We start from the raw sequence: 11,790 nt of genomic DNA on the forward strand, positions 1-11,790 counted from the left end.
CGCACGCTCGATCCCGTCTCGCCGGCCGGCGCGGTTCGCGCGCACCCGGACGGCGCGGTCGATCCCGTCACCGGCGGCACGCTCGATCCGCTGACGGGCCGCGCGGTCGATCCGGTCACCGGCAAGCGCATCGAGCCCGTCATCAGCGGCGAGATCGATCCGGCGACGGGTCGAAGAGCCGATCCGCTCGCGCCCGACGCGGGCCGCGCGCCTCGCTGAAGGCGTGAAGCGCATGCTACGAGCCACGCACGCGCAGCAACGGAAACACGCAGGACAAGCACGGTCGGCCTTTGCGCCGGCCGTCGATTTATTTGCAGACCGGGGCGCGAGGCCGCGCTCCGGCAGCACCGACATCATTCGTTCACTTAGCCTTTGGCCGCAGCCATGCACGACAAAATCCTGATTCTCGATTTCGGCTCCCAAGTCACCCAGCTGATCGCGCGGCGCATCCGCGAGTCGCACGTCTACTCGGAAATCCATCCGTACGACGTCGACGAGACGTTCATCCGCGAATTCGCGCCGAAGGGCATCATCCTGTCCGGCGGCCCGAACTCCGTCACCGAGGCGAAGTCGCCGCGCGCCCCGCAGATCGTCTTCGATCTCGGCGTGCCGGTGCTCGGCATCTGCTACGGCATGCAGACGATGGCCGATCAGCTCGGCGGCAAGGTCGAACTCGGCAACGTGCGCGAATTCGGCTATGCGGAAGTGCAGGCGCTGAATCACACGGGCTTTCTGGAAGGCATTCAGGATTTCGCCAGCGACAAGGGCGAGTCGATGCTCAAGGTTTGGATGAGCCACGGCGACAAGGTCGTCGATCTGCCGGCGGGTTTCAAGCTGATGGCCTCGACGCCGTCGTGCCCGATCGCCGCGATGGCCGACGACGACCGGCGCTTCTACGGCCTGCAATGGCATCCGGAAGTCACGCATACGGTGCAGGGCCGCGCGATGCTCGACCGTTTCGTGCTGGAGCTGTGCGGCGCGAAGGCCGATTGGGAGATGGGCCATTACATCGACGAGGCGGTCGAGAACATCCGCGCGCAGGTCGGCAATGAGCACGTGATTCTCGGCTTGTCGGGCGGCGTGGATTCGTCGGTGGCGGCGGCGCTTTTGCATCGCGCGATCGGCGACCAGCTGACGTGCGTGTTCGTCGATCACGGCTTGCTGCGTCAGAACGAGGCGGAGCAGGTCATGTCGACGTTCGCGGATCACCTGGGCGTGAAGGTGATTCACGTCGATGCCAGCGAGGAATTCCTGCAGAAGCTTGCGGGCGTGACCGATCCGGAGGCGAAGCGCAAGATCATCGGCGCGGAGTTCGTCGAAGTGTTCCACAACGAATCGGACAAGCTCACCGATGCCAAGTGGCTCGCGCAGGGCACGATTTATCCGGACGTGATCGAATCGGCGGGCAAGGGCAAGAAGGGCGCGCATACGATCAAGAGCCATCACAACGTCGGCGGTTTGCCGGAGACGCTGAATTTGAAGCTGCTCGAACCGCTGCGCGAGCTTTTCAAGGACGAAGTGCGCGAACTCGGCGTGAAGCTCGGTCTGCCGCCCGCGATGGTGTATCGCCATCCGTTCCCCGGTCCGGGTCTCGGCGTGCGGATTCTTGGCGAAGTGAAGCGCGAATTCGCGGACCTGCTGCGCCGCGCCGATGCGATTTTTATCGAGACGCTGCGCAACACCATCGACAAGGAAACGGGCAAGTCGTGGTACGACCTGACGAGCCAGGCGTTCGCGGTGTTCCTGCCGGTCAAGAGCGTCGGCGTGATGGGCGACGGGCGCACCTATGAATACGTCGTCGCGCTGCGCGCCGTGCAGACGCTCGACTTCATGACCGCGCATTGGGCGCATCTGCCGCATGATCTGCTCGGGCATGTTTCCAATCGCATCATCAACGAAGTGCGCGGGATCAATCGGGTGGTGTATGACATCTCCGGCAAGCCGCCTGCGACAATCGAGTGGGAGTGAGCCGCGTCTGATTGCGAGGGGGCATGACTGATTCCGCGTCCGATCGCCCCACCGACTCGCTCTTCTTCGCGATCTATCCGGACGCAGTCGCCGCCGCGCGCATCGCCGAACTGGCGGCGCGGCTGCGTATCGAGCACACGCTGAAGGCGAGGGCGATTCCCGCCGATCGCCTTCACGTCACCCTGCATTATCTCGGCGCCTTCGCAGGCGTTCCCGCCGATGTGGCCGCGCACGCTTGCGCCGCAGCATCCCGAATCGCGTTGCCGCCCGTCGATGTGACGCTCGACCGTATCGAAAGCTTTTCCGGCCGTCGCGCGAGACGCCCGCTCGTCGTTTCCGGCGATGTCACCGAGCCGCTCGACGCGCTCGAACGAACGCTCGGCACGGCGCTGGAAGCGGCAGGCATCGCACTGAAGCGGCATCCCCGTTTCACGCCTCATGTGACCTTGCTCTACGACGAACACCGCGTCGCGCGTGAGCGCATCGAACCCATCGCATGGACCGTGCGTGAGTTCGCGCTCGTGCGCAGCCGGCTCGGCAAATCGCAACACGAAGTCCTTGCGCGCTGGCCGCTCGTGCCGTGAATCGGCGGAACCACGCGCAATAAAAGGTTTCGCGGATTTTTCTAACGCGTTAAGGTGCGTGTATCGGAATGAATCGAGACGAAGCGCTTACATGACCCGATCCCGCCTGCTGCACATCACGCCCGACACCCACCACGTCCAGATCGATCTCGTCTACGCGACCGACCGCAATTTCACCGGCAAGCCCATCTACAAGGCGCAGCACTGCCTGCTGCTCGAGCCCGCCGAAGCGGCATTGCGTAAAGCCGTCGATATCGCGAAGAGCATCGGCATGACGCTCAGGATCTTCGACGCCTATCGTCCGCCGCAAGCGCAGAAAGTGCTGTGGGATTTCCTGCCCGATCCGACCTTCATCGCCGAACTCGGACGCGGCTCGAACCATAGCCGCGGCACGGCGGTGGACCTGACGCTCGTCGATCGTGACGGCAACGAGCTCGACATGGGCACCGGTTTCGATGCGATGGTCGCCGAATCCGAGCACTTTCACTTCGGCTTGCCGGAGCATGTGCAGCGCAACCGCACGCTGCTGCTGGGCGTCATGCACGGCGCGGGCTTCACGCACATCAAAAGCGAGTGGTGGCATTACGAATTGCCCGGCTCGCGCGAACTTGCTCTGATCGACAACGAAGAATGCGGCCCGCTGCGGCTCATGTAATCGGGGATTCGACATGAAACTGACTGCACTGATCACGGCGCTGATGCTCACGTTGATGAGCGCGCCGCCGGCAAGCGCCGCGACGCCGAAAGACATGTTCGTCATGGCCACGTTGCTCGATGAATTCACGTCGCTCGATCCCGGCGAAATCTACGAACTGGTGCCGGAGGAATACGTCGCGAACACGTATGACCGTCTGGTGCGCGTCGATCTGAAGGATCCGTCGAAATTCAATGGCGATGTCGCCGAATCGTGGACGGTGAGTCAGGACGGCCTCACGTTCACGTTCAAGATCCGGCCGGGACTCAAGTTCCATTCCGGCAATACGCTCACCGCCGATGACGTCGCGTGGTCGATCCAGCGCACCGCCCTGCTCGACAAGGGCGCGGCGGCGGTGCTTGCGGGCATCGGGCTGACGAAGGCGAACGCGTTGCAGAACGTGAAGAAGATCGACGATACGACCGTCTCGATCACGACGGATCAGCGCTATGCGCCGACCTTCGTGCTCAACGTGCTCGGTTCGTGGCCGGCGTCGGTGGTGGATCGCAAGCTCGTCGAATCGCACGCGAAGGGCAACGACTACGGCAACGAGTGGCTGAAGACCAACGAAGCCGGTTCGGGCGCGTACAAGCTCGTGAAATGGACCGCGAACGACAGCATCGTGCTGCAACGCTTCGACGGCTATCGCATTCCGCTCGCGATGAAGCGCATCGTGCTGCGTCACGTCACGGAAGCGGCGAGCCAGCGTCTGATGATCCAGAACGGCGACATCGACGTCGCGCGCGACCTCTCGCCCGACGATCTCGACACGCTCTCGAAGAACGGCGTCATCAAGGCGACGGCCGTGCCGCAAGCGACACTCATGTATCTCGGCCTCAACAACAAGAATCCGAATCTCGCGAAGCCGGAAGTCTGGGAAGCGATGAAGTGGCTCATCGACTATCAGGGCATTCAGAAGAACGTGATCCGCACGACCTACAAGGTTCACGAAGCGTTTCTCCCCGAAGGCTTTCTCGGCGCGCTGAACGAAAACCCGTATCACCAGGATGTCGCGAAGGCGAAGGCGCTGCTCGCGAAAGCGGGCTTGTCCAACGGCTTCACGGTGAAGATGGACGTGCGCAACGATTATCCGTACAGCGAGATCGCGCAAGCCGTGCAGGCGAATCTCGCGCTCGCCAACATCAAGGTGCAACTCGTGCCGAGCGACAACAAGCAGACGCTCGGACGATATCGCGCGCGGGCCCACGATATCTACATCGGCGAGTGGTCGGCGGATTACATCGATCCGCACAGTAACGCGCAGGGCTTCGTGTGGAATCCGGACAACTCGGATGCATCGAGCTACAAGATGCTCGCGTGGCGCAACGCGTGGGACATTCCACAACTGACGAAGGAAACCAACGCGGCGCTCGCCGAAAGCGATACGAAAAAGCGCGCGCAGCTGTACGAGAAGATGCAGCGTGAAGTGCTCGCGAAATCGCCGTTCGTCATCATGTTCCAAAAGGTGTCGCAGGTGGCGGCGCGGCCCGGCGTGACCGGTCTCGAAGTCGGGCCGATCAACGATCTCGTGTCGTATCGCAACATCAAGAAGCAGTGAACACGGTCACGCTCATCGGCTCGCGGCGCGGCGGCGCGCGCATCGCATTGGCGCTCGCGCGCTGGATCGCGATGCTCGCCATCACGTTCACGGGCTTGCTCGCGATCACGTTTTTCATCGGCCGCAAGATTCCGATCGATCCGGTGCTCGCGATTCTCGGCGATCGCGCGTCCGCGACGGCTTATGCCGCCGCGCGTCTGCGGCTCGGTCTCGACAAGCCGCTCATCGAGCAATTCCTGATCTACGCGCGCGACGTGCTGCACGGCAATCTCGGCATTTCGCTGTTGACGGCAAATCCGGTCATCGACGACATCAAGCGCGTCTTTCCCGCGACGCTCGAACTCGCGACGCTCTCGACCTTCATCGGCATCGCGATCGGCGTGCCGCTCGGCGTCGCGGCGGCGGTGAAGCACAATCGCATCGTCGATCACATCGCGCGCGTGATCGGGCTCGCCGGAAGCTCCGTGCCGGTGTTCTGGCTCGCGCTGATGGGCCTGCTGCTCTTTTACGCGCGGCTGCATTGGGTGTCGGGGCCGGGACGCATCGATCCGCTCTACGACGGCATGGTCGATACCCGCACGGGCAGTTTGCTCATCGATTCGCTCATCGCCGGCGAATGGGATGTCTTCGAGAACGCGTTCTCGCATATCGCGCTGCCGGCGAGCGTGCTCGCGTTCTATTCGATCGCGTATCTGTCGCGGATGACGCGCTCGTTCATGCTCGAACAACTGAGCCAGGAATACGTGACGACCGCGCGCGCGAAAGGGCTGCCCGAGCGCCGCGTGATCTGGCGGCACGCGTTCGGCAATATCGCGGTGCCGCTGCTGACGGTGATCGCGCTCGCATACAGCTATCTGCTCGAAGGCTCGGTGCTGACGGAGATCGTGTTCGCGTGGCCGGGCATCGGCTCGTATCTGACGGGCGCGCTGTTGAACGCCGACATGAACGCCGTGCTCGGCAGCACGCTCGTGATCGGCGCGACGTTCATCGCGCTCAATCTGTTGACCGACGCGCTGTATCGCGTGTTCGATCCGCGTGCGCGCTGACATGGAGGATCTTGCGCAGATGAAACAGCCGCGAACGGGCTTGCGCGCGTGGCTCCTGACCGATACGCCCGCGTCGCCGCGTCAAGCCGCGCTCGGGCGCGCGTATCGGCGCTGGCGGCGGTTCTCGTCGAATCCGTTGAGCATGCTCGGACTCGCGATCCTGCTGTCGCTGATCGTAGTCGCGGCGTTCGGGCCGATGCTCGTCACGCAGGATCCGTTGCAGCAGGTGCTCGCCGAACGTCTGACGCCGCCCGGCGCGGCGCACTGGTTCGGCACCGATCAACTCGGCCGCGACATCCTTTCGCGGCTCGTGCACGGCTCGCGCCTGACGCTCGCGATCGCGATGCTCGTCGTCGTGCTCGTGGTGCCGGTCGGGCTTTTGATGGGCACGGTGGCGGGTTATTGCGGCGGCATCGTCGATACGGTGCTGATGCGCTTGACCGACGTCGCGCTCGCATTTCCGAAGATCGTGCTCGCGCTCGCGTTCGCCGCCGCGCTCGGGCCGGGCGTGCTCAATGCGGTGATCGCGCTGTCGATCACCGCGTGGCCGCCGTATGCGCGTCTCGCGCGCGCGGAGTCGCTGCGGCTCGCGCAGGCCGATTACATCCATGTGGCGCGTCTGCAAGGCGCTTCGCATCTGCGCATTCTGCTGCGGTATATCGTGCCGCTGTGCTCGTCGTCGGTGATCGTGCGCGCGACGCTCGACATGGCCGGCATCATTCTCGCCGTCGCCGGTCTCGGCTTTCTCGGACTGGGCGCGCAGCCGCCGAGCCCGGAATGGGGTTACATGGTCGCGGCGGGCCGCAACGTGCTGCTCGACGCGTGGTGGGTCGCGACGATTCCCGGCCTCGCGATCCTCGCGGTGAGCCTCGCCTTCAACCTGCTCGGCGACGGTCTGCGCGACGTCTTCGATCCGCGTCACGGAGGCTGACATGCCCGATGCGCTGGCTGAAATCGACGGACTGGACGTGGCCTTCGCGAGCCATGACGGCGTGCTCATGCCCGCCGTGCGCGGCGTATCGCTGACGGTGCGGCGCGGCGAGCGGCTCGGCATCGTCGGCGAATCGGGATCGGGAAAATCGCTGACGGGGCGCGCGCTGCTCGGACTGCTGCCGCCCGAGGCAAAATGGTCGGCTAAGGCGCTGCGTTTGGAAGGACAGGACCTGCTCGCGATGCGCCCGAAAGCGCGCCGCCGCCTGTGCGGCACGCGCATGAGCATGATCCTGCAGGATCCGAAGTTCTCGCTGAACCCGGTGATGACCGTCGCGCAGCAGATGCGCGAAACCTTTGTGCGGCAGGGCGTGAAAGAAGGCCGGCGCGCGTTGCGCGAGCGCATCGTCGCGGCGCTGGAAGCGGTGCATATCCGCGATCCGCAGCGTGTCGCGGATGCGTATCCGCACGAACTGTCCGGCGGCATGGGCCAGCGCGTCATGATCGCGATGATGGTCTCGGCCGGCCCGCGCCTTCTGATCGCCGACGAACCCACGAGCGCGCTCGATGTCCTCGTATCGATGCAGGTGCTTGCCGTGCTCGACGAGATGATCGCGCGCCACGATACCGGCCTCGTGTTCATCAGTCACGATTTGCCGCTCGTGATGTCGTTCTGCGACCGCGTCGCGGTGATGTACGGCGGTCGCGTCGTCGAGACGTGCGCGGCGCGCGATCTCGTTCACGCGACGCATCCGTACACGCGCGGGCTGCTCGAAGCGAATCCGCCGCTCGTGAATCCGCCCGACGAGTTGCCGACGCTGCGCCGCGACCCCGCGTGGCTCGATGAAGGCATCGCGCGATGATCGAAATCGAGCGCGCGCTCATCCGCTTCAAGACGAAGAGCGGTCACGTCGACGCCGTGCGCGACGTTTCGCTGCGCGTGGAAGAGGGCGAGGTTTTCGGACTCGTCGGCGAATCGGGCAGCGGCAAGTCGACGTTGTTGCGCGCGCTCGCCGGGCTGACGCCGCTGTCGGGCGGCAGGATAAGCATCGGATCGCGCCCTGGAAGCCGCGACGTGCAGATGGTGTTCCAGGACCCGTACGGCGCGCTGCATCCGCGCTTCACCGTCGACAAGACCTTGCGCGAGCCGCTCGCGATCAACGGCATCGGCGACGAAGACACGCGCATTCTCGCCGCGCTCGCCGAAGTCGGGCTCGGTCCGGCGTATCGATTCCGCTATCCGCATCAGTTGTCGGGCGGGCAGCGCCAGCGCGTGTCGATCGCGCGCGCGTTGATCGTCGAGCCGCGCGTGCTGCTGCTCGACGAGCCGACCTCCGCGCTCGATGTCTCCGTCCAGGCGGAAATCCTGAACCTGCTGCGCCGCCTGCATCGCGAACGCAAGCTGACGATGATCCTCGTGAGCCACAATCTCGCCGTGATCGGCTTTCTTTGCCAGCGCGTCGCGGTCATGCGCAACGGCGAAATCGTCGAGCAACTGGGCGTCGATGCCGTGCGTTCGCGCGACGTTACGCACGAGTACACGCGCCGGCTTCTGCTCGCGACAGAAGGCTACACGCGACAGAACGCGTAGTCGTCGTACAAGCACAATCGTCATGACGCGGTCAATGGATGTTGCGCGAACGACGCATAAGCACGGCGATAAGCCCGGTATACGACGACGCGCGGCGGGCCGGCTTGTCTTCGACGAAACCGGTGCCGCCGCCGCTGATAGAATGTGCGCTGGATTGTCGAGACGTGCCGAACAACGCGCGAGCGTGGTTTTCCGGCTGCCTTCCGACTTCGAGCTAACCAACGGAAATCGTGACAGACCGCGCCCGTTCGCGGGTGAAAACCGGTCGTAATCCCCGATGAAATTGCTAGATGCTTTGGTCGAACAGCGGATCAACGAAGCCGCTGCGCGTGGCGAGTTCAACAACCTGCCGGGCGCGGGCGCACCGCTTCACTTCGACGACGACACCCTCGTGCCCGAGGAAGTGCGCGTCGCCAATCGAATCCTCAAGAATGCGGGCTTCGTCCCGCCGGCAGTCGAACAGCTTCGCGCGCTGCGCGGGCTTCAGGAAGAGTTCGACAAGGTGACGGACCCCGCGGCCCGTTGCCAGCTGCAAGCCAAGATGCTCGCGCTCGACATGGCGCTCGAGTCGCTGCGCGGCGGCGGCTGCGTGCCGCACGAATATCGCCGGCGCATCGCGGAGCGTTTGTCCGAGCGCGCGCAGTCGCGCGTGGCGGTGGAGGTCAAGTGACCGGCCTGCCGGATGCGGCCGATCCCGCGCCCAGCGCTCAAATCGCCGATCCTGCCAGCGAACGCGATCGCCGCTTCATGGCGCTCGCGCAACGCGCCGCCGACGAAGCCCGTCGCGCCGGCGAAGTGCCCGTCGGCGCGGTCATCGTGCTCGGCGACGATGTCATCGCCACCGGCTTCAATCATCCGATTCGCGGACACGATCCGTCCGCGCATGCCGAGATGGCCGCGCTGCGCGCCGCCGCCCAATCGCTCCAGAACTACCGCTTGCCGGGCTGCGAGCTCTACGTGACGCTCGAACCTTGCCTGATGTGCGCGGGCGCGATCATGCACGCGCGCATCTCGCGCGTCGTCTACGGCGCCACGGACCCGAAAACGGGCGCGTGCGGCAGTGTCGTCGACATGTTCGCGAATGCGCAGCTCAATCACCACACCACCGTGACGGGCGGCGTGCTCGCGGATGAATGCGGGCATGCGCTCAAGAATTTCTTCGCCGAGCGCCGCCGCCTCGCGCGCGACGAACGCGATGCGCGCCGCGCGCGCGAAGCCGGGCAACCCGCCGCCGATTCATCTGATCGAATAACAACATCGTGAAATCACGCACCATCGACCTCGTTGCGCCCTCTGGCTATCCACACGATCCGGCGGCCGTCGAGCGCGGCATCGGACGGTTGCGCAGGGAAGGGCATCGGCTCGAAAACGTCGACGCGACGCGCCGACGCTTCCAGCGCTTCGGCGGCACCGATGCGGAACGCGCCGCCGATCTCAATCGTCTTGCGGATGCATCGCGCCCGTTACCTGACATCGTACTTGCCGTGCGGGGCGGATACGGCGCGTCGCGCATCCTGCACGGCCTCGACTACACCGGGCTGCGCAGGCTCGCGGATCAGCCGGTGGCGATCGTCGGCCACAGCGATTTCACCGCGATTCAGTGCGCGCTGTTCGCGCACGCCGGTGTGAAAAGCTTCGGCGGACCGATGTTCGCGGGCGATTTCGGCGCCGAGCAGGTCAGTTCGTTCACGATGCAGCACTTCTGGAACGCGATCTCGCGACCGAGTTTCACCATCACGAGCCATACGCCGCAGCAACAGACCGTCGACGCGACCGGCATGCTGTGGGGCGGCAATCTCGCGATTCTGGCGTCGCTCGTCGGCACGCCGTATCTGCCGCCGGTCGAGGGCGGAATCCTGTACATCGAGGATGTCAACGAGCATCCGTTTCGCATCGAGCGGATGATTTATCAGCTGTATCAGGCGGGCGTGCTCGGTCGGCAGCAGGCGATCGTGATGGGGGAGTTCTCCGGCGGCCGTCTGTCGGACTACGACAACGGCTATTCGCTCGACGCGATGATCGAGCAGGTGAGGTCGGTGACGGGCATTCCGGTGGTGACAGGATTGCAGTTCGGACACGTCGAAAATCTGCTGACGCTGCCTTTCGGTGCGGCGGCGCACCTTATCGCGAGCGAGCGGGGCTTCACGCTGAAACTTTCCGATTACCCGCATCTAGCTTGAGTCCGCGTGGCAAGGCGCTCAAGCGAGCGCCTTATTTTTAGCTCGTCCCTGCAACTAACTGTCGGTTCATGCACCGTCCGCGACAACTGCGTGCACCACGTCGGCGCTAGAATTGTCGACAAAAAAGAGGCGACAATGCTGACAAAAACTTGTGGAATCTGCTGCGATGCCCGCCAATATTGGGCCTCAGCAAAACGCGGTACTCGAAAAACGCGCGGTAACCGATAATTTTAAAAATGAATTGTTGACAATCTTTATGTCGATTCTAAGATGCTTAACATGCAAGCGAGCACATCATGTCCGACACCAAGCGTAGTGCTGCATCGAATGTTTCGGATTCCGCTCCCAATGGGGCGAACGCCGAGTCGATCGCCGAGAACATCCGCGCCGCGATCCTCGAGCATCGGCTGGCGCCGGGCGCGAAGCTGACCGAAGCGCAGTTATGCGAGGTGTTCGCCGTGAAGCGCGGCACCGTCCGCCAGGCGCTCGCGCAACTGTCGAACGAACGGCTCGTCGATCTGGAGCCGAATCGCGGGGCGTTCGTCGCGAGTCCGTCGTTGCAGGAAGTGCATGAAGTGTTCGAAATGCGCCGCATCATCGAATTGGCCGTGGTGGACCGAATTGCGCAAGGGCACGGCCTGCGTCGGCTGAAGTCGATCAGCGCGACGATCGGAAAAGAGCGCCGCGCTTTCGAAAGCCACGATTTTTCGTCGTGGATCCGGCTCTCCGGCGAGTTTCACACCGAACTCGCGGCGCTTACCGGCAACACGGTGCTGTGCGAATGCCTGTCGGGACTCGTCGCGCGTTCGACGCTGATCTCGGCGCTGTATGAATCGCTCGGCAAGAGTTCGTGCTCGTTCGAAGATCACGAAGCGATTCTCGCCGCGCTCGATGCAGGCGATGCAGCGAAAGCCGGCGTGTTGATGGCGCAACATCTGCGCGACGTCGAACTGAAGATGCTCGAGCGGCCGGCACGCGGCGCGGTCGATCTGAAGGAAGTGTTCATGAAGCCCGCCGAGCGCGAACGAGCGCTCGATATGTAAGGCAGACAGACGGCAGATCGGACGATCTGCCATCGGCTGAATCAAGCAGGACTAAATAACTGGAGACCGTGCCTCGCGCTTCGCGCGAAGGCGCGTGGAGAGTCGCACGCTTTGAAAATCCGTAGCGTGTATCGCACCGAACAGGACGCTCGTGTGAGCGTGAAATGAAAGCCGCCGCAGGGCGGGCGTGCCGGGC

General features: G+C 64.1%; 12 protein-coding genes and 1 pseudogene. All 13 read left to right on the plus strand.

Annotated features, from left to right (window positions below):
* Positions 1 to 219 (plus strand): annotated as a pseudogene (locus BG60_RS28310) (hypothetical protein); the annotation flags it as partial.
* A 165-nt stretch (positions 220 to 384) separates the two neighbouring features.
* Positions 385 to 1,968, plus strand: a complete 1,584-nt coding sequence (gene guaA, locus BG60_RS28315) for a glutamine-hydrolyzing GMP synthase (protein ID WP_008350045.1) — start codon at positions 385 to 387, stop codon at positions 1,966 to 1,968.
* A 23-nt stretch (positions 1,969 to 1,991) separates the two neighbouring features.
* Entirely contained in the window at positions 1,992 to 2,552 is a 561-nt protein-coding gene (gene thpR, locus BG60_RS28320; protein ID WP_034473566.1) for an RNA 2',3'-cyclic phosphodiesterase, read from the plus strand.
* A 91-nt stretch (positions 2,553 to 2,643) separates the two neighbouring features.
* Complete coding sequence (ddpX, locus tag BG60_RS28325) at positions 2,644 to 3,207, plus strand: D-alanyl-D-alanine dipeptidase (RefSeq protein ID WP_034473567.1); 564 nt, start codon at positions 2,644 to 2,646, stop codon at positions 3,205 to 3,207.
* A gap of 13 nt (positions 3,208 to 3,220) precedes the next feature.
* Entirely contained in the window at positions 3,221 to 4,804 is a 1,584-nt protein-coding gene (locus tag BG60_RS28330; protein ID WP_008350038.1) for an ABC transporter substrate-binding protein, read from the plus strand.
* Between the two features lie 71 nt (positions 4,805 to 4,875).
* On the plus strand, positions 4,876 to 5,850 hold the full coding sequence (locus BG60_RS28335; protein WP_235366356.1) for an ABC transporter permease: 975 nt from the start codon (positions 4,876 to 4,878) through the stop codon (positions 5,848 to 5,850).
* 19 nt (positions 5,851 to 5,869) lie between these two features.
* Entirely contained in the window at positions 5,870 to 6,781 is a 912-nt protein-coding gene (gene nikC / locus BG60_RS28340; protein ID WP_034473623.1) for a nickel transporter permease, read from the plus strand.
* A gap of 1 nt (position 6,782) precedes the next feature.
* Positions 6,783 to 7,643 carry an ABC transporter ATP-binding protein gene (locus tag BG60_RS28345; protein WP_034473568.1) on the plus strand — a complete coding sequence of 287 codons (861 nt, stop codon included), beginning with the start codon at positions 6,783 to 6,785 and terminating at the stop codon, positions 7,641 to 7,643.
* Positions 7,640 to 8,371, plus strand: coding sequence for an ABC transporter ATP-binding protein (locus BG60_RS28350; protein ID WP_008350032.1), 732 nt, complete (start codon positions 7,640 to 7,642; stop codon positions 8,369 to 8,371). The genes BG60_RS28345 and BG60_RS28350 overlap by 4 nt, the downstream gene beginning before the upstream one ends.
* Positions 8,372 to 8,648: 277 nt before the next feature.
* Complete coding sequence (locus BG60_RS28355) at positions 8,649 to 9,041, plus strand: DnaJ family domain-containing protein (RefSeq protein ID WP_034473570.1); 393 nt, start codon at positions 8,649 to 8,651, stop codon at positions 9,039 to 9,041.
* Positions 9,038 to 9,634: a tRNA adenosine(34) deaminase TadA gene (gene tadA, locus BG60_RS28360; protein WP_051996672.1), complete on the plus strand. Its 597-nt coding sequence runs from the start codon at positions 9,038 to 9,040 to the stop codon at positions 9,632 to 9,634. The genes BG60_RS28355 and tadA overlap by 4 nt, the downstream gene beginning before the upstream one ends.
* Complete coding sequence (gene ldcA / locus BG60_RS28365) at positions 9,628 to 10,551, plus strand: muramoyltetrapeptide carboxypeptidase (RefSeq protein WP_174447754.1); 924 nt, start codon at positions 9,628 to 9,630, stop codon at positions 10,549 to 10,551. The genes tadA and ldcA overlap by 7 nt, the downstream gene beginning before the upstream one ends.
* A 296-nt stretch (positions 10,552 to 10,847) precedes the next feature.
* Entirely contained in the window at positions 10,848 to 11,594 is a 747-nt protein-coding gene (locus tag BG60_RS28370; protein ID WP_034473574.1) for a GntR family transcriptional regulator, read from the plus strand.
* Positions 11,595 to 11,790: the final 196 nt, after the last annotated feature.

The sequence above is a fragment of the Caballeronia zhejiangensis genome, assembly GCF_000698575.1.
GTDB classification, from domain to species: Bacteria; Pseudomonadota; Gammaproteobacteria; order Burkholderiales; family Burkholderiaceae; genus Caballeronia; species Caballeronia zhejiangensis.

Excerpts from the sequence above, each read along its gene's own strand:
- guaA (WP_008350045.1), top strand. The coding sequence starts at position 385 with ATGCACGACAAAATCCTGATTCTCGATTTCGGCTCCCAAGTCACCCAG.
- thpR (WP_034473566.1), top strand. The coding sequence starts at position 1,992 with ATGACTGATTCCGCGTCCGATCGCCCCACCGACTCGCTCTTCTTCGCG.
- ddpX (WP_034473567.1), top strand. The coding sequence starts at position 2,644 with ATGACCCGATCCCGCCTGCTGCACATCACGCCCGACACCCACCACGTC.
- BG60_RS28330 (WP_008350038.1), top strand. The coding sequence starts at position 3,221 with ATGAAACTGACTGCACTGATCACGGCGCTGATGCTCACGTTGATGAGC.
- BG60_RS28335 (WP_235366356.1), top strand. The coding sequence starts at position 4,876 with ATGCTCGCCATCACGTTCACGGGCTTGCTCGCGATCACGTTTTTCATC.
- nikC (WP_034473623.1), top strand. The coding sequence starts at position 5,870 with ATGAAACAGCCGCGAACGGGCTTGCGCGCGTGGCTCCTGACCGATACG.
- BG60_RS28345 (WP_034473568.1), top strand. The coding sequence starts at position 6,783 with ATGCCCGATGCGCTGGCTGAAATCGACGGACTGGACGTGGCCTTCGCG.
- BG60_RS28350 (WP_008350032.1), top strand. The coding sequence starts at position 7,640 with ATGATCGAAATCGAGCGCGCGCTCATCCGCTTCAAGACGAAGAGCGGT.
- BG60_RS28355 (WP_034473570.1), top strand. The coding sequence starts at position 8,649 with ATGAAATTGCTAGATGCTTTGGTCGAACAGCGGATCAACGAAGCCGCT.
- BG60_RS28370 (WP_034473574.1), top strand. The coding sequence starts at position 10,848 with ATGTCCGACACCAAGCGTAGTGCTGCATCGAATGTTTCGGATTCCGCT.